This window comes from Ruegeria sp. AL12, assembly GCF_056540885.1.
Genome location: NZ_JBQFXN010000001.1, coordinates 625,391 through 641,220 on the forward strand (window position 1 = coordinate 625,391; position 15,830 = coordinate 641,220).

A 15,830-nucleotide genomic window follows, 5' to 3' on the forward strand; every position below is an offset into this window, starting at 1 on the left:
CCGGAGAGTCAGATGCCCAAGATTTTGCAGCTTACACCATTTGTGTTGTGCTCGTCCCTGAAGGACCAGATCGACTTCTATTGTGATCGCCTTGGGTTCACCTGTGGGTTCTTGCAAGACAATTATGCCTTTTTGAAACGTGGTCCTGTTGCGATCCGCCTTTTGGAGTGCCCGCCGCGGGATGACGGCAAGCCATTGGGTGATGAACACTCCTTCTATATCGATGTTGAAGATATTGATGGGCTTTATGACAGCCTGCGCGACCGATTGGCCGATCTGCCCGAAGGCCGTGTCAGACCGCCGTTCAATCAGCCCTATAATCAGCGTGAATTCCACGTTCTGGACGAAGACGGGACATTGGTTTTTTTCGGAGAAGGTCTTTGACCCGGCGGGTAGCGCTCCCGCCCATCGTCAACACGCCTGTGGCGCGTATCCTCTGGTTGGGCCGGGCAGCGCTGCGCGCTGCGGGCGCGTGCAGATCAGAAACCGACACCAGTCCCTTGCAGCACGCCATGTTCCAAAGCGTAGCGTGTCAGCCCGGCGGTTGAGGATATGCCGAGTTTGCGTTTGATATTCTTGCGGTGCGTTTCGACAGTCCGCACGGAAATATCCAGCGTTTGCGCAACTTCCTTGTTGGATTTGCCCTGCGCCAGTTCCAGCAGAATGGTCTGTTCACGCCCGGTCAGCGCTTCGCGCACGTTGTCGCCCTTGGGCTTGAGCGATCCGCTGGCGCCAGTGCACAGATACTGTTCACCCCGCATCACCGCATCAATTGCCTGCTTGATCTCTTCAGTGGGAACGTCCTTGAGCACGTAACCTTTGGCACCGTGGCTGAGCGCGGTCGAGATATATTCCGGGCTGTCATGCATCGACAGGATCAGGATGCGCGTTTCCGGCAATCGTTCCAGGATGATTTCCGTGGCGCTGAGACCGCCGAGGCCGGGCATGTTCAGATCCATCAGGATCACATCCGGGGCAAGGTCAACAGCCTGATCCACTGCCGCCTGTCCGCTGCCAAGCGTACCGACCACTTGAATCTCATCATAGCTTTCGAGGATGGACTGGATGCCCTCGGCCACCATTGGATGGTCGTCGACGATAAGAACTCGGATGCTTTCGGCGCTCATGTGCCGGCCTTTCGGTTCGGAGTTGCGTCTTCCTGCGGCGGCAGAAGGTGGCTCAGCGGCAGGCTGACTTCGATGACGGTGCCGCCACGCGGTCCGCGTGATGACAGAATGCGCAGGGACCCGTCAAGCTGTTCGATGCGTTCTTGCATGTTGCGCAACCCGATCCCGGTGCTGGGGGTGCTGGGATCGGTCCGCATGCCCCGACCATTGTCGGTGATCCGCATGGTTGCACCTTTCTTGTGCCCGCGCAGGTCTATCGTAACCTGCGTGGCGCCAGAGTGGCGCTCGATATTGGTCAGCGCCTCTTGCGCGATGCGATACAGGGCAATCTTGCTGTCCTGATCCAGCCGGTTGCGGAACACCACGGTCGAGAATTCCGTCTCGATCCCGGTGCGGTCCCGGAAATCGTCGGTAAGAGCTTTCAGCGCTGGCCCAAGACCCAGATCGTCCAGCACGCCGGGGCGCAGGTCGCGACTGATGCGGCGGACCTCGGTGATGGCGGTGCCAAGATGGTCAATCCCTTTGTCCAGCGGATCGCGTGCGCCCGCGTCATCGCCGCGGGACAGGCGGCGCCGCGCGTTGTCCAGCGCATAGCGTACACCGACCAGAATCTGGCTGATGCCGTCATGCAGTTCGCGGGCAACGCGGCCTCGTTCCTCTTCCTGGGCATCGAAGACGCGCTGGGTCAGCTCCTTCAGCTTGGCGTCCGCAAGTCTGCGCTCGCGGATGTTCAGCAACATGCCGGATGCAAAGACGATGAGCACCGCCGCCACAACGATCGCGCCGATATACATGAAGGTGCGCTGAACGCGGGCCTCGACCTCGGCCCTGGCGTTGGCGACCGTTGCAACGATGTCGTCGATGAAGACTCCGGTTCCCACGACCCAGCGCCAGTCCTGAAGCCCGACGACATAGGCGATCATCTGTGCTTCCTCTCCGGTCGAGGGCTTTTGCCACATGAAGCTGTGCCAACCAGCCCCCTGGCGGGCGAGGCGGATGAACTCGTCAACGATCGGAGTGCCGTCGCTGTCCGTCAGCCCTTCCCAGTTTCGGTTGATGAACTGCGTCTGGCGGGGGCTGACCAGATTGTTGCCGTCATAATCGTAGACAAAGAAGAACCCATCCTGGCCATAGATCATTGCCGACAGGATTTGGGACACGAGGTTTTTCGCGACCTCGTCATCTGGCTCGGCCCGGCCGTAGATATAGGCGAACCCGTTGCGCGCCTGTGTTACGTAGTTGCGCAACTCTTCTTTCTTGGCTTCGACCAGGCTGCGTTCCAGCGCTTCGATCTCACGCTCGGCGGTCGCGCGCGCCTCGTATGCCACAAGCACGGCAATTGCCGCTACGGCCACGACCAGCGGGATTGCGGCAACCAGCGACAATTTTTGCGCATAGGTCAGCGAGACCAGATGTCGGAGTCTTTGCATGGACGAATCGATACGCAAGCGGCGGCGAAAATGCAAAAAGATTGGGCTTTGTTCGGGGAATACAGAGATTATCGTCGGGGAAGACGTGCTTTGCGGTCTGATTTCTTGCCAGAAATCGCAAAGAATCCGATTCTCTACGCAGTAGTAGGTATTCCCTTTCAGTTCGGTCACATTAGGCTGACGCGCACTGAATGCGACAGGTCCGGTTCTGCCGGGCCGTGACTATGAAGGGGAGGAACACTCATATGGATCGTCGTTCATTTCTGAAAAAATCCGCGCTGGGCGGTTCGGCAGCTGCAGCGACAGCATTGGCGGCACCGGCTTATGCTCAGGGCCAGCGTACCCTGACCATGGTGACCTCGTGGGGTCGTGGTCTGGCGGGCGTGTTTGACAGCGCGCAGCGTTGTGCCGACAGCATCAACGCCATGTCGGATGGCAGCCTGAATGTTGAAATCAAGGCAGCAGGCGAACTGGTTGGTGCCTTCGAAGTATTTGACGCGGTGTCTTCGGGTCAGGCGGATATGTATCATGCCGCTGACTATTACTTTGTGGGTCAGCACCCGGGTTATGCGTTCTTCACGGCCGTTCCTTTCGGCATGACTGCACAGGAACTGGTGAACTGGTACTATCATGACGGCGGTATGGAGCTGCATGACGAGCTGGGCGAAATCTTTGGTCTGAAGTCCTTCCTGGCCGGCAACACCGGTGCGCAGGCGGGTGGCTGGTACTCGAAAGAGATCAACAGCCCCGAAGACTTCAACGGTCTGAAGTTCCGTATGCCGGGTCTGGGCGGCAAGGCCCTGGGTAAACTGGGCGCATCCGTACAGAACATTCCGGGGTCGGAAGTGTATCAGGCGCTGTCGTCCGGCGCGATCGACGGTACCGAGTGGATCGGTCCATGGGCCGACGAAAAGGCCGGCTTCCAGGAAATCACCAAGACCTACTACACTGCGGGCTTCCACGAGCCGGGCGCAGGTCTGTCGCTGGCAACCAACCGCGACGTGTTCAATGAACTAACCCCGGCACAGCAGAAGATCATCGAGATCGCTGCCGCCGAAGCGCACCAGTGGAACCTGGCACAGTTCCTGGCCAACAACGGCGCAGCGCTGCAGCGCCTGCAGGCGGGTGGCGTCAAGGTTTTGGAATTCCCGGACAGTGTTTGGGACGCATTCGGTCAGGCCAGCCAGGAAGTTCTGGACGAGAACATGGGCGATGAGCTGTTCAAGAAAATCCACGACAGCGCGATGACGTCGATGGCAGCATCGTCTGCTTGGAACAACCTGTCATCGGGTGTTTACACCGCTCAGCGCGACCGTGTTCGCGGCTAAGCCATTCTGATCCAAGAACAACCGGTTCCCCCGCGTCGCGGGGGAGCCTTTCCCGTTGCGCTAAGGGGTTTGGGCAAGCAACAATAATCCCATGCACAACTGAGACGACCTGGGGACAACATGCAGGACGAAAACGGTATCTCGTTCTTCGGCGCCCTGTGGAATGGACTGGTCTGGTTCATTCAAAACATTGCCGAAGCCTTCTATAATTTCGGATACGCCATCACGCATCCGCAACTCTGGCTGGACTGGTCCGACAAGGCGTCGATCATGCGCTTTGTTTATTACGGCGGTTCGGTCGAGTTCTTCTTTGTGGTGTTCACGTTCTTTCTGGTTCTGACGGCCATCGGGCTGTACTACCGGAACTTCATGTGGGCCATCGTGCGGGGCCTTGAGGGGTTCGCCAATACCACCGGCCGCTTCTTTGCCTGGGCGGGCCTTTTGATGGTGATCCAGCAGATCGTGATCGTTTTCATGCAGCGGGTCTTTACACGACCCGATATGTCTTTTGGTTTGGGTATCCCGTTCCAGATGGATATCAGTTGGTTCGCGGAAGAACTGAAGCTGTATAATGCGATGGTCGTGTGCCTGTGCTGTACCTACACATTCGTGCAGGGTGGGCATGTGCGCGTTGACCTCATCTATGCCGGCATCAGCCACCGTGCCAAACGGGTGGTTGATATGTGCGGTGCGGTTTTGTTCATGATGCCCATGGCGGTGCTGACCTGGATGTATGGCTGGTACTTCATGTGGCGGCACCTGATCGTGCCGAAACCTTCGGCCAGTGACACGCTGGACCGACTGGTGGCCAAGTCCCGTGCGCTGCGCTGGAACGTGGAAACCATTGGGTTCAGCCCCAACGGATTCAACGCCTACTTCCTGTTCAAGATCTTGCTGGTGGCCTTTGCAGCCATGGTGTTCCTGCACGCAATCGCATTCCTGTACCGCTCGTATCTTGAGTATGTGGAAGGGCCGGAAAGCACTGGAAAATACCTCGACAAGGACAGCCTTGGTGAGGGCGAAGAAGCCTATGAAGGCGCGCATTAAGGACGGAGACCAAGACAATGCTATTCGGACTTGATGGCGTCGAGATAGGCCTCATTATCGTATTCTTCTGCCTCTTTGGGGGCATCCTTTCCGGCTTCCCGGTGGCCTTTGCCATCGGTGGCGCCGGGGTGATCTCCTTCGGGATCATTGCCGCACTGGACAGCGCCGGGCTGTTGGTCCACCAGGCAATCGACACGGGCTCACAAGCCTATCGGGATCTGGTGAATTCCGGGGTCAAAGCGGATGTGATTTCCGTGTTCCGATACCCGGACTTGCCGAGGATCGCCGAGCCGGTTTTTGTGCAAGGTTGGGAAACCGCGCTGGACCGCAACGTGTCGTTCATCGTCAATCGCATGAACGAACGTGTCCTGGCCGGTCAGTCCATTGAGACATTGCTGGCCGTGCTGATGTTCGTTCTGATGGGCATCACGCTGGAACGCTCGAAAATCGCGAACGACCTGTTGACGACGATGGCGCGCGTCTTTGGACCGCTGCCGGGTGGTCTGGCCGTGTCCATCGTGGTTGTGGGGGCATTTCTTGCGGCCTCTACCGGCATCGTTGGCGCGACCGTGGTGACCATGGGCCTGCTGGCGCTGCCAACCATGTTGCGGAACAACTACTCGCCAGAGCTTGCAACGGGTGTGATCGCGGCCTCGGGTACGCTGGGGCAGATTATTCCGCCCTCGATCGTGATCGTTCTGCTTGGCACATTGGCGGGCGATTTGTACTCGACAGCGCAGGAGACGCGGGCCGTTGAGGCGGGATGTACCGATGCGCTCACCTATTTGGGAGAGCCGGCAGTTGTCTCGGTCGGAACCTTGTTCCAGGCGGCTCTTTTGCCGGGGATCCTTCTGGCCCTGCTTTATGCGTTGTATGCCTTTGGTTATGCATTGCTGAATCCCCATAAGGCACCTGCCGTGGCGCTGTCAGGCGGGTCGGGTGAGCCGATCACCCGGTCCGAAGGTTTGACTTGGCTGCTGGGCGCACCGGTTGCGCTGATCGTCGGCACCGTGTTGCTGGGCAATGTCGGCCTGATCGGCAGCCAGAACATTTCGGTCTCGGCTTTCTCGGACATCGGACAGGGCGCATCGTTGCGTACCAACGTGTCGGAAGAATGCAAGGTATCGATGATCGATCTGCATGGTCAGGCCGCCTGGGATCAGGCCGTCGCCGAGCAGGAAGCCATCGACGCCGCTGGCGGTGCAGCTGAGTCTCAGCGCCTGACCGAAGAAGAACTGGCCGCCGCACAACAGGAAATGATTGCATCAGCCGCACCAATTGGCACGGGTGTCGCGATCACCGTCGTGCTGTTGGGCCTCACTCTGGTGCTGGGTCGTGGCATCGCCCCCTCGCGTGCGCCACAGCCGCTTATCGTTGGTGCGATTGGTCTGCTGCTTATGGTGTTGGTCGATATTTTGCTGATTTCGCCCACGACATCTTCTGGGGCGACGTTCCTGTTGCTCGCGTTGCCATTTGCGCTGGCCATGTATGGTTGTAAGGAAGCCGCGGCGCGATGTGCGACCAATGACCTGATCCGCGTGGTTTTCCCGCCACTGGTTCTGATCATCGCTGTTCTGGGGTCGATCCTGGGGGGAGTGACCAACCCGACGCCGGCGGCCGCGCTGGGTGCGGGCGGCGCGATCATGCTGGCGGCCTATCGCAAGCTTCAGGATCAGGGGCGATCGGGCAAGGTGATCATCTGGTCGACCTTTGCCGTGATCATCGCCTTGCTGATGGGGGTGAACTTCGACCTGCGGGTCAATCAGGGCAATGTGACGTTGGAGACCTGGATCGCCTTCATCATCGCGTATGCGGCCTATCTGTACGCATTGTTCGGGCTGCTGTTCGGGTGCTGGGTGCTGTATTCCAGCGGAGTTCTGACCCCGGTGGTGCGCGAGACGGCCAAGGTGACCTCGATGGTGTTTACCATCCTGATCGGATCGCAATTGCTGAACCTGGTGGTGATCTCGTTCGGAGGGGAGCACTATATCCAGCAATTCCTGAAGAGTTTTGACAACGAGTTCACGGTCTTCCTGATCGTGATGCTGGTGTTGTTCATTCTGGGCTTCGTGCTGGATTTCCTCGAGATCATCTACATCGTGATCCCCATTGTGGGGCCGGTGATCTATGGCGGGTCGTTCGACCCGAAATGGGTGACGATCATGGTGGCGGTGAACCTGCAAACATCCTTCCTAACACCACCGTTCGGGTTCGCGTTGTTCTACTTGCGAGGGGTTGCGCCGAAGGAAGTGACGACGGGCCATATCTATCGCGGGATCATTCCGTTTGTTCTCATCCAGGTGGTAGGGATCGCAATTCTGTGGTTCTTCCCGGCGATTGTCACGATCGTACCGGACCTGATCCCGAACTGATCCGGATCATCAAAATGCAAAAAGGGGGCCCGAAGGCCCCCTTTTTCTTGTTTGTTGCAGGGAAGGGGCCAGCCCCTTCTTGCCCTGCGGCCAATTCATCCCCGGGATATTTGGGGCCAGATGAAGAAGCGGATCAGGTGAATTGGATCAGATCCCAGCGGTTGCCATAAGGATCGCGCCAGACGGCGACTGTGCCATAGGATTCAAAGCGGGGAGTTTCTTCGAAATGGACCCCGTTGGCACGCATCTGTGTGTAGTCGCGTTGGAAATCATCGGTTTGAAGGAAAAAGCCCACACGGCCGCCGGTCTGGTTGCCGATGGCGGCGCGTTGCTCGGGCCCGTCGGCTTTGGCCAGAAGAAGGCCGCCGCCGTCTGAACCCGGCGGTGTGATCAGGACCCAGCGTTTTCCGCCCCCGAGATCGATGTCCTTCAAAAGCTGGAAGCCAAGTCTTTCCGTGTAAAACGCAAATGCGTCATCGTAATCCGGCACCACTAGGGTGACGGCGTGCAGGTTCTGTTTCATCGGATGGTCAGCCCTTGGTGGGGTGGCGGTCGGGAAGCTGGATATTGGCCACTTGCTCGGCAATCGGAGCGGTGGACAGGGGGTGCCGTGAGGAAGAGCAGAAGGTATCCGGATCTGTGATCTTTTGCCATTCGCCCTGAACATAGGCCTCAAGCCCGGAGAATTTTGCCTTGTAGCCCATCTTGGGGCTGCCGGGGACCCAATAGCCCAAGTAGATATAGGGCAGGCCAGCTTCGCGCGCGATCTCGATATGGTCCAAGATCATATAGGTGCCCAGAGAATTCTGAGGCTGCTTCGGATCGTAGAAAGAGTAGACCATGCTCAGCCCATCATCGAGCACGTCGGTCAGGCTGACAGCGATCAGGTCGCCGGTCTCAGGATCTGCATATTCCACCACCCGGCTTCGAATCGGGGTTTCCTCGATCATTGCCGCAAATTCGAACACATCCATGTCGGCCATGCCGCCATCGGCGTGCCGGGTGTCAAGATAGCGGCGGAACAGCTCATACTGCTCGTCCGTGGCCCAGGGCGATGTGGCGCGGCGTTGCAGATATCCGTTGCGTTTCACAGCGCGTTTCTGGCTTTTTGTCGGGCGGAACGCCGAGACGTCGATCCGGGCGGACAGGCAGGCTGCGCAATCTGTGCAGGAAGGGCGGTAGAGTACATTCTGCGATCGGCGAAACCCCTGCTGCGACAGGGAATTGTTCAACTGTTCCGCACCTTCGCCCTGAAGCGCGGTGAACAGCTTACGCTCCATCCTGCCATCGAGATAGGGGCAGGGTTGCGGGGCCGTGACATAGAATTGTGGCGCAATTGGCAGCGTGTGTCGCATGAAGTTCCCAGATAGCCTCGGGAGGGATGATAGCAACCGTTCCCGAGGCCGCCAAGTGTTTCGCGCAACCGCGTGTCAAGCCCGTCGATTGATCATGACCGTGCCCAGAAAACTGTCGGTCAGACCCTGGCCGCGGGCGCTGGTCAACATCATGATCACAGAGATGATCTGGATCACCGCAAACGCCATGCTGACGAAATAACCGGCAGTGTGGGCGATGGCCTTGCCCATATCCATTCGTTCTCCGAATGCGTCGCGCAATTCGATTCCCATGAACCGCATGCCCAGTGTGGCCGAGCCGTTCGTGATGGTTACTACGCGATAGACAAAGCTGATCACGGCATAGATCACTGCCAGAAAAAACAGACCGAGGCCTGCGCTCAACAGGATCGCCACGGTGCAGAGCAGCGAGATGAAGGCGATATCAAACAACCAAGCGACAAAGCGTTTGCTTGTTACCGAGTTGTAGAATTCTGGTTGGGTATCCGGGTCAGGCAGGTGGTTCATTCGTCAGGTCCGAAAAAAATGGGTCAGGGTACCCTGTCCCGGAATGCCGGGACAGGGCAAGGTCAATCAGGCGGGCTTGCCATTTCCGTCGTCTTCATGGTTCTCGCGGGCGCGTTCGTCCATGAACTCGTCGAACTCCGCCTTGTCCTTGGCATCGCGCAGGCGGCGCAGGAACGCCTCAAAGTCCTGCTGTTCGCGTTCAAGGCGGGCCAGTGTATCTGCCTTGTAGGCGTCAAACGCGCTGTTGCCGGATGGTTTCATCGCGCTCATGTGGCTGTGCCAGGATTTGCGGCGGCTGCAGGATTTGTTGAACATGCGTTTGCTCCAGATCATGTAAGCCAGAAGGGCCAGGCCAACCGGCCAGAAGAAGATAAAACCAAGGACCATGGCGGCGATCCAGGCCCCTTTGCCTTTGTCATCCAGCCAGGCCTCGATTCGATAAAGCCATCCCGGATTCGCGGGGACGGCGGGGTCGGACAATGCGGTCATTTGAGCTCTCCAGGGTTGATGTAAACTCTTTTCACATTGCTTAGATGGGGTCGTGGACGAGGGTTGCAAGGGCTCAATGTAAAAAAGATTTACATTCAGCAATTCGGTTGACGGTGAGCGTCATCAGCCGCAGGTTGCGGAAATGGATATGAAAGAACACAAAACGGCACCTGCGCTGAGTGAGATTTTGAATTTGGAAAAGCAGGTCTGGATGGCGCTGGTTGAGGGCAACGCAAGCGCAGACCGGGCGTTGCTGAGCGCGGATTTTCTTGGGGTCTATCCGACGGGATTTGCCAATCGTGACGATCATGCCGGTCAATTTGCAGACGCACCGACGATGGCCGAGTTCGAACTGAGCGACGCGAGATTGCGTGTTCTGACACCGTATATCGTCCTGCTGTCCTACAAGGCCGATTACCTGCGCCCGGGTGCGACAACGCGCGAGGCGATGCTGATTTCTTCTTTGTGGGAACGCAGAAACGACGTTTGGGTCAACAGTTTCAGTCAGGACACGCCGGTTCAGAACACCTGATCAGAATGCCCCATTGACGATCACGCGCCGCGATGCGCAGTTTGCGCCCATGACAGACGTTTTAGCCATTTCAAGACTTCCGCGCGCTTTCGATCCATCCCTGGGGGCCGAAGCGCGGGCCCTGATGCCTGATTTGCCGGCCGAGATGGCGGATTTGGTGGCGGGCACCGCCGGTTCCAGCCCCTATCTGAAAAGCCTGATCGAACAAGAGAAGGGCTGGCTGCCCGAGGCCCTGATGCACCCGGATCAGGCATTGGCCGACGTCATGGCTGCTGCGCGTGATCTGCCGCCGGATCAGTTGAAACCCGGATTGCGGCAGGCCAAGCGGCGAATGGCTCTGCTTACGGCGTTGGCCGATATTGCAGGTGCATGGCCATTGGAGAAGGTCACGGCGGCCCTGACCGATTTCGGTTCGCTGGCCGCGGATGTTGCCGCCAAGGCCGAGATCGCGACACTGATCCGGCGCAAGAAGCTGCCGGGCATGACCGAGGATGATGTCGAAACCGCAGCCGGCCTGGTCATACTGGCGATGGGAAAGATGGGCGCGCATGAGCTGAACTACAGCTCGGATATCGATCTGATCGTCCTGTTTGATGAAACGCGCTTTGACCCCGATGACTTTTACGAGGCCCGGCAGGGCATGGTTCGGGCCACGCGCAACTTCTGTGCGACGTTGAGCGAGAAGACGGCGGATGGCTATGTGTTCCGAACGGATCTGAGGCTGCGCCCCGACCCGGCCGTGACACCGGTTTGCATGGCGATGGAGGCCGCCGAGCGGTATTACGAAAGCCTCGGTCGTACGTGGGAGCGTGCGGCTTACATCAAGGCGCGGCCCTGCGCCGGGGATCTGGATGCGGGGCAGCGTTTCCTTGACGGTTTGCGCCCCTTTGTCTGGCGCCGCCATCTGGACTTTGCCGCCATCCAGGACGCCCATGACATGCGCCTGCGCATCCGGGAAAACAAAGGGACGGGCGGATCCTTGTCGATCCCCGGTCACGACATGAAACTGGGGCAGGGCGGTATTCGCGAGATCGAGTTTTTCACGCAAACCCGCCAGTTGATCGCGGGCGGGCGGGACGCTGACCTGCGGGTACGAGGCACGGTTCCCGGGCTGGCGGCGCTGGCGGCAAAAGGCTGGGTGCCACAGGATGTGGCGGACAAGCTGACCGATCATTACCGCGCGCACCGCGAAGTCGAACATCGCATCCAGATGATTCATGATGCCCAGACCCACAAGGTGCCGAACTCACCCGACGGGATCGAACGCGTCGCCTGCCTGATGGGTATCAGCAGTGCCGAGTTGACGCAGGACCTGAAAAACCGTCTGACCGAAGTGCATGAGCTGACCGAAGGGTTCTTTGCCCCCGGACCTGGTGCGGCGCCCGCCCATGTACAGGATGTGGAGTTCGACAAGAACGTTCTGGCCCGATGGACGACATATCCGGCCCTCAGGTCCCAGCGCGGCGCGCGGATTTTCGAACGTCTTCGCCCCGAGTTGCTGTCACGTCTGGCCAAAACCGCCAAGCCCGACGAAGCATTGTTGGCTTTGGACGGGTTCCTGGCGGGCCTGCCCGCCGGGGTGCAGCTGTTTTCGCTGTTCGAGGCGAATCCGCAACTGATCGACTTGCTGATCGATATCGTCGGAACCTCGCATGCTCTGGCTTCGCACCTGTCCCGCAACGCGTCGGTGTTTGATGCGGTGATCGGGGGCAGTTTCTTTGCGGATTGGCCCGGGCAAGAGGCGTTGCAAGCGGAATTGACGCAGGCTTTGTCGGAAGAAACGGATTATGAAACCCAGCTTGATCTTGCCCGGCGCTGGTGCAAGGAATGGCATTTCCGGGTCGGCGTGCATCACCTGCGCGGCCTGATCGACGGGGTTCGGGCAGGTCGGCAATATGCCGATCTTGCGCAGTCGGTCATCGCGGCCATCCTGCCGCATGTCACCGAAAATTTCGCCCGCAAACACGGCCCTGCACCGGGGCGCGGCGCTGCCGTGCTTGGGATGGGGTCGCTGGGGGCAGGCCGGATCAACTCGCAATCCGATCTAGACATGATCGTCATCTACGATCCTTTGGATCAGGACATGTCTGACGGTCCGCGCCCTCTGGCCACGCGCACGTATTATGCGCGTTTCACGCAGGCCCTGATCACGGCATTGTCCGCGCCGATGTCGCAAGGACGCTTGTATGAGGTCGATATGCGGTTGCGTCCCTCGGGCAATCAGGGGCCGGTCGCGACCAGTTGGGCCAGCTTTGTCAATTACCAGCGGAACGAAGCCTGGGTGTGGGAGCATCTGGCCCTGACCCGCGCGCATGTTGTTGCCGGGGATGCCGGACTGGCCGAGGAAATCGAAGCCTTCCGCACCGAGTTTCTGTCGCACCCGCGAGAGCAGGGGAATGTTCTGCGCGAAGTGGCCGAGATGCGGTCACGCCTGGCCGCGGCCAAGGCGCCCGCCGGCATCTGGGACGCCAAGAACGGCCCCGGCCGGCTGATGGATATCGAATTGATGGCCGAAACCGGTGCTTTGCTGGCAGGGTCCGCGCAGCGCGATGTCGCGTCGGGTCTGGATGGTGCCGTCGCAGCCGGGTTGCTGGATGTCGCGCAGGCGCAATCTCTGAAAGACTGCTATGACCTATTCTGGTCGGTGCAATGCGCCGCGCGGTTGCTGTCGGGCAAGACAATCGAAGCCGACAAGATCGGCGAAGGCGGTACTGCATTTTTGTGCCGCGCCACCGGGTTCGAACAGGTCGAGGCGTTGCAGGCGGCATTGCAGGAATGTTACACGACCGCGGCCGATCTGATCGGCGGCGTGATCAAGGGGGAAGAAGATGGCGCGCAGCAGTGATCCCAACGACCACAAAGGCCTGATCCGCGAAGCCTATCGAATCGACGGCATCACCCTGCCAGAGTGCCGCAGCATCTTTTTGGACTGGGCGCTGAGCCTTCCAGCGGATCGCGACCAGAACACGGCGCTGGCCGAGCTGCACGCGGGCTATGCCGAGCAGAACCCCGATCATCCGATGACACAGGTTCTGACCGAAGGCCTTCAGACGGCAAAGGCCCCAAAACGCCGCGGCGGTTGGCGATCCCGTAACCGCTAGGGCTTTCCCACCGGCGCGTTCAGGACTATGAGGGCGCCATGACCCAATCTGCCGACCGTCCCCGTATCCGCCTGAAACCCAAAGCCAATGCGCGCGGCCTGCGCCATGGTTTCCCCTGGGTCTACGCCAATGACATCGTCACCGACCGCCGTACCAGAAAAATCCCCGCGGGCGCTCTGGCAGTGCTTGAAGATGACAAACGGGCGCCCGTCGCGCTGGTCGCGGTCAACCCCGCGTCCAAGATCATGTGCCGGGTGCTGGACCGTGACATCGACGCGCAGCTTGACGCGACATGGTTCGAGAACCGTTTGCAGCGCGCCCTCGATCTGCGGGAAAGCCTGTTTGACGCCCCGTATTATCGCCTGATCCATGCCGAAGCGGACGGCTTGCCCGGCGTCATCATCGACCGCTTTGGCGAGGCCTGCGTCATTCAGCCGAACGCGGCCTGGGCCGAGGCGCATCTGGATGTGCTGACCCAAGCTCTGGTCAAAGTCACTGGCGTGACCACGGTGCTGAAGAACGCCTCGGGCCGTACACGCGGGCTGGAGGGGTTGGACGACGTCAACCAGGTATTGCGCGGAACCGCGCCCGATGCGCCCCTTCCGGTGCCGATGAATGGCGCCACCTACATGGCGGATCTGACAGGCGGTCAGAAGACCGGGCTGTTTTACGACCAGCGCCCCAACCACGCCTTTGCCGCGCGCCTGGTTCATCCCGATGCGCAGGTGCTGGACGTGTTCAGTCATGTGGGCGGCTTCGGTCTGGCTATGCTTGCAGGCGGTGCGGGGCAGGCATTGTCCGTCGATGGCTCAGCCGCCGCGCTCGACCTGGCGAAAAAAGGGGCCGAGGCGTCGGGCCTTGCTGAAAAGTTCCAGACCCGACAGGGCGACGCGTTCGAGGTTCTGACTCAATTGGGCGAAGAAGGCGCGCGATTTGACGTGGTGATCTGCGATCCGCCCGCGTTTGCGCCGTCGAGGCAAGCGCTGGATGCGGGGCTACGCGCCTATGAACGTATCGCACGACTGTCGGCACCTCTGGTCAAACCCGGTGGTTATCTGGGGCTGTGTTCGTGTTCGCACGCGGCTGACCTGAGCCGGTTCCGCGATGCGTCCTCCCGTGGGATCGGGCGTGCCGGGCGACAGGCGCAACTGATTCACACCGGGTTTGCGGGTCCGGATCACCTGCAACTGCCGCAACTGGCGGAAAGCGGCTACCTCAAAGCAGTGTTCTACCGCCTGTGAGGGCCGTTCTCGACACCTGCGTCATCTATCCCACGGTGATGCGCGAGATGCTGCTGGGCGCGGCCCGCCTTGGCCATTTCACTCCGATCTGGTCTGCCCGCATCCTCGAAGAATGGGCCCGCGCCGCGCGCAAGCTGGGCCCGACGGGCGAGGCGCAAGCCCGCGCCGAAATTGCCCTGGCGCAGGCGCAGTGGCCACAGGCCGAACGCGCACCGGCCCCGGGGCTGGAGCAGCGCCTCTGGCTGCCCGACTCCGCCGATATCCACGTCCTGGCGACGGCCATCACGGCCTCGGCTGACGTCATCGTCACCGTCAACGCCAAGGATTTCCCCAGAAATATTCTGGCAGAGGAGGGGCTCGACCGCCGAGATCCCGACGGCTTGCTGCATAGTCTCTGGCTATCGGACCCTGACGGCCTGGCGACCACCGCCGATCGCGTTCTGAGTGAAGCCATCCGCCTCTCCGGCCACCAATGGACCTTGCGCGCGCTGATGAAAAAGGCCCGCCTTCCACGCCTTGGCAAGGCGCTCACCCAATAGACGGGGGCCCCCTTCATCTGGCTAAAAATATCCCGGAGAGCGCGAGAGGCTGGCCTCTCGCTGCGCACCCTCAGCCACGCGCCCAACGCTGCTCAAGGGCCTCCAATGCCGCAATGCGCTCACCCGTTTTCGGGTGGCTCATCAACCATGCCGGGGCAACGCCCGCCCGTTGTTGCGTCAAGTCTTCCAGCTTGTGAAACAAGGATTTCTGCGGCCCGATCCCGATTCCGGCCTTGGTCAGCAAGGCGGCGGCATATTCGTCCGCCTCATACTCATCCTGTCGTGACAGGCGCGAGGCCAGCAATGACGTCAAGGCATTCGCAATCATCGCTCCGATGAACGGAATAAACCGGTTCAGCACCATGATCAGCGCCGTCCGCATTGCGTTTTGACCTGAAAAATCAATCATCCGTCGCTTTGCATGACCCAAGGCAACGTGCCCCAACTCATGTGCGATCACGCTGGCCATCTCCTCGGCCGAAACCTCTCCGTTGCGGAATTTTCGGTAAAACCCGCGCGTGATGAAAATCCGACCGTCCGGAGCAGCCAGCCCGTTCACCGGGTCGATCTCGTAGATATAGACGGGGACCCGATCGATTTCCAAAGCTGCGGCCAGCCGGTCCGTCATCCGTTTCAGCACCGGGTCGGCCAGTTCGGTCGATTTTGCGTCCAGCTCACGATGGGTGCGCCAGACCGAAATACGGTACATCACGATGGCGTAGCCAATTGCCAGCAGGATCGGGGTCAATCGAAGCATGACAA

At 59.9% G+C, this 15,830-nt stretch carries 16 protein-coding genes; 9 read left to right on the forward strand and 7 right to left on the reverse strand.

Annotated features, from left to right (window positions below; all coding sequences use genetic code 11):
• Nucleotides 1–12 precede the first annotated feature (12 nt).
• Nucleotides 13–384 carry a bleomycin resistance protein gene (locus tag ACR0C6_RS03135; RefSeq protein ID WP_480618216.1) on the forward strand — a complete coding sequence of 124 codons (372 nt, stop codon included), beginning with the start codon at nucleotides 13–15 and terminating at the stop codon, nucleotides 382–384.
• A gap of 95 nt (nucleotides 385–479) precedes the next feature.
• On the opposite strand, the gene ACR0C6_RS03140 is transcribed toward ACR0C6_RS03135, so the two are convergent.
• Nucleotides 480–1,127, reverse strand: coding sequence for a response regulator transcription factor (locus ACR0C6_RS03140; protein WP_152458268.1), 648 nt, complete (start codon nucleotides 1,125–1,127; stop codon nucleotides 480–482).
• Nucleotides 1,124–2,557, reverse strand: a complete 1,434-nt coding sequence (locus ACR0C6_RS03145) for a cache domain-containing protein (RefSeq protein ID WP_480618218.1) — start codon at nucleotides 2,555–2,557, stop codon at nucleotides 1,124–1,126. The genes ACR0C6_RS03140 and ACR0C6_RS03145 overlap by 4 nt, the downstream gene beginning before the upstream one ends.
• Before the next feature lie 245 nt (nucleotides 2,558–2,802).
• Here ACR0C6_RS03145 and ACR0C6_RS03150 point away from each other — a divergent pair, with 245 nt between their 5' ends.
• From ACR0C6_RS03150 to ACR0C6_RS03160, 3 genes are all read left to right on the forward strand, one after another.
• Complete coding sequence (locus ACR0C6_RS03150; protein WP_117868673.1) at nucleotides 2,803–3,885, forward strand: TRAP transporter substrate-binding protein; 1,083 nt, start codon at nucleotides 2,803–2,805, stop codon at nucleotides 3,883–3,885.
• Nucleotides 3,886–4,005: 120 nt separating this feature from the next.
• Nucleotides 4,006–4,932: a TRAP transporter small permease subunit gene (locus ACR0C6_RS03155; RefSeq protein ID WP_152458266.1), complete on the forward strand. Its 927-nt coding sequence runs from the start codon at nucleotides 4,006–4,008 to the stop codon at nucleotides 4,930–4,932.
• A gap of 17 nt (nucleotides 4,933–4,949) precedes the next feature.
• Nucleotides 4,950–7,304: a TRAP transporter large permease gene (locus ACR0C6_RS03160; RefSeq protein ID WP_480618220.1), complete on the forward strand. Its 2,355-nt coding sequence runs from the start codon at nucleotides 4,950–4,952 to the stop codon at nucleotides 7,302–7,304.
• A gap of 133 nt (nucleotides 7,305–7,437) precedes the next feature.
• Here ACR0C6_RS03160 and ACR0C6_RS03165 read toward each other — a convergent pair whose 3' ends face one another.
• The 4 genes from ACR0C6_RS03165 to ACR0C6_RS03180 all read right to left on the reverse strand — a co-directional run bounded on the left by ACR0C6_RS03165 (nucleotide 7,438) and on the right by ACR0C6_RS03180 (nucleotide 9,655).
• On the reverse strand, nucleotides 7,438–7,827 hold the full coding sequence (locus ACR0C6_RS03165) for a VOC family protein (protein ID WP_480618222.1): 390 nt from the start codon (nucleotides 7,825–7,827) through the stop codon (nucleotides 7,438–7,440).
• 7 nt (nucleotides 7,828–7,834) lie between these two features.
• Nucleotides 7,835–8,659, reverse strand: a complete 825-nt coding sequence (locus ACR0C6_RS03170) for an arginyltransferase (RefSeq protein WP_480618224.1) — start codon at nucleotides 8,657–8,659, stop codon at nucleotides 7,835–7,837.
• 75 nt (nucleotides 8,660–8,734) lie between these two features.
• Nucleotides 8,735–9,166, reverse strand: a complete 432-nt coding sequence (locus ACR0C6_RS03175; protein ID WP_171115477.1) for an RDD family protein — start codon at nucleotides 9,164–9,166, stop codon at nucleotides 8,735–8,737.
• Between the two features lie 66 nt (nucleotides 9,167–9,232).
• The gene (locus ACR0C6_RS03180; protein ID WP_171204923.1) at nucleotides 9,233–9,655 is read right to left on the reverse strand and encodes a DUF2852 domain-containing protein; all 423 of its coding nucleotides are present in this window, start codon (nucleotides 9,653–9,655) and stop codon (nucleotides 9,233–9,235) included.
• Nucleotides 9,656–9,803: 148 nt separating this feature from the next.
• Here ACR0C6_RS03180 and ACR0C6_RS03185 point away from each other — a divergent pair, with 148 nt between their 5' ends.
• The 5 genes from ACR0C6_RS03185 to ACR0C6_RS03205 are packed head-to-tail and all read left to right on the forward strand — an operon-like array spanning nucleotide 9,804 to nucleotide 15,068.
• Nucleotides 9,804–10,187, forward strand: coding sequence for a DUF4440 domain-containing protein (locus tag ACR0C6_RS03185; RefSeq protein WP_480618226.1), 384 nt, complete (start codon nucleotides 9,804–9,806; stop codon nucleotides 10,185–10,187).
• Between the two features lie 49 nt (nucleotides 10,188–10,236).
• Nucleotides 10,237–13,032 carry a [protein-PII] uridylyltransferase family protein gene (locus ACR0C6_RS03190; protein ID WP_480445395.1) on the forward strand — a complete coding sequence of 932 codons (2,796 nt, stop codon included), beginning with the start codon at nucleotides 10,237–10,239 and terminating at the stop codon, nucleotides 13,030–13,032.
• The gene (locus ACR0C6_RS03195; protein ID WP_152458258.1) at nucleotides 13,016–13,288 is read left to right on the forward strand and encodes a hypothetical protein; all 273 of its coding nucleotides are present in this window, start codon (nucleotides 13,016–13,018) and stop codon (nucleotides 13,286–13,288) included. Before ACR0C6_RS03190 ends, ACR0C6_RS03195 begins: the two co-directional genes overlap by 17 nt.
• A gap of 38 nt (nucleotides 13,289–13,326) precedes the next feature.
• Entirely contained in the window at nucleotides 13,327–14,529 is a 1,203-nt protein-coding gene (locus tag ACR0C6_RS03200; protein WP_480618229.1) for an RSP_2647 family RNA methyltransferase, read from the forward strand.
• Nucleotides 14,526–15,068: an RSP_2648 family PIN domain-containing protein gene (locus ACR0C6_RS03205; RefSeq protein WP_480618231.1), complete on the forward strand. Its 543-nt coding sequence runs from the start codon at nucleotides 14,526–14,528 to the stop codon at nucleotides 15,066–15,068. The genes ACR0C6_RS03200 and ACR0C6_RS03205 overlap by 4 nt, the downstream gene beginning before the upstream one ends.
• 70 nt (nucleotides 15,069–15,138) lie before the next feature.
• Here ACR0C6_RS03205 and ACR0C6_RS03210 read toward each other — a convergent pair whose 3' ends face one another.
• Nucleotides 15,139–15,825, reverse strand: coding sequence for a M48 family metallopeptidase (locus tag ACR0C6_RS03210; protein ID WP_152458255.1), 687 nt, complete (start codon nucleotides 15,823–15,825; stop codon nucleotides 15,139–15,141).
• Nucleotides 15,826–15,830 lie beyond the last annotated feature (5 nt).

Excerpts from the sequence above, each read along its gene's own strand:
- ACR0C6_RS03135 (WP_480618216.1), top strand. The coding sequence starts at position 13 with ATGCCCAAGATTTTGCAGCTTACACCATTTGTGTTGTGCTCGTCCCTG.
- ACR0C6_RS03140 (WP_152458268.1), bottom strand. The coding sequence starts at position 1,127 with ATGAGCGCCGAAAGCATCCGAGTTCTTATCGTCGACGACCATCCAATG.
- ACR0C6_RS03145 (WP_480618218.1), bottom strand. The coding sequence starts at position 2,557 with ATGCAAAGACTCCGACATCTGGTCTCGCTGACCTATGCGCAAAAATTG.
- ACR0C6_RS03150 (WP_117868673.1), top strand. The coding sequence starts at position 2,803 with ATGGATCGTCGTTCATTTCTGAAAAAATCCGCGCTGGGCGGTTCGGCA.
- ACR0C6_RS03155 (WP_152458266.1), top strand. The coding sequence starts at position 4,006 with ATGCAGGACGAAAACGGTATCTCGTTCTTCGGCGCCCTGTGGAATGGA.
- ACR0C6_RS03160 (WP_480618220.1), top strand. The coding sequence starts at position 4,950 with ATGCTATTCGGACTTGATGGCGTCGAGATAGGCCTCATTATCGTATTC.
- ACR0C6_RS03165 (WP_480618222.1), bottom strand. The coding sequence starts at position 7,827 with ATGAAACAGAACCTGCACGCCGTCACCCTAGTGGTGCCGGATTACGAT.
- ACR0C6_RS03170 (WP_480618224.1), bottom strand. The coding sequence starts at position 8,659 with ATGCGACACACGCTGCCAATTGCGCCACAATTCTATGTCACGGCCCCG.
- ACR0C6_RS03175 (WP_171115477.1), bottom strand. The coding sequence starts at position 9,166 with ATGAACCACCTGCCTGACCCGGATACCCAACCAGAATTCTACAACTCG.
- ACR0C6_RS03180 (WP_171204923.1), bottom strand. The coding sequence starts at position 9,655 with ATGACCGCATTGTCCGACCCCGCCGTCCCCGCGAATCCGGGATGGCTT.
- ACR0C6_RS03185 (WP_480618226.1), top strand. The coding sequence starts at position 9,804 with ATGAAAGAACACAAAACGGCACCTGCGCTGAGTGAGATTTTGAATTTG.
- ACR0C6_RS03190 (WP_480445395.1), top strand. The coding sequence starts at position 10,237 with ATGACAGACGTTTTAGCCATTTCAAGACTTCCGCGCGCTTTCGATCCA.
- ACR0C6_RS03195 (WP_152458258.1), top strand. The coding sequence starts at position 13,016 with ATGGCGCGCAGCAGTGATCCCAACGACCACAAAGGCCTGATCCGCGAA.
- ACR0C6_RS03200 (WP_480618229.1), top strand. The coding sequence starts at position 13,327 with ATGACCCAATCTGCCGACCGTCCCCGTATCCGCCTGAAACCCAAAGCC.
- ACR0C6_RS03210 (WP_152458255.1), bottom strand. The coding sequence starts at position 15,825 with ATGCTTCGATTGACCCCGATCCTGCTGGCAATTGGCTACGCCATCGTG.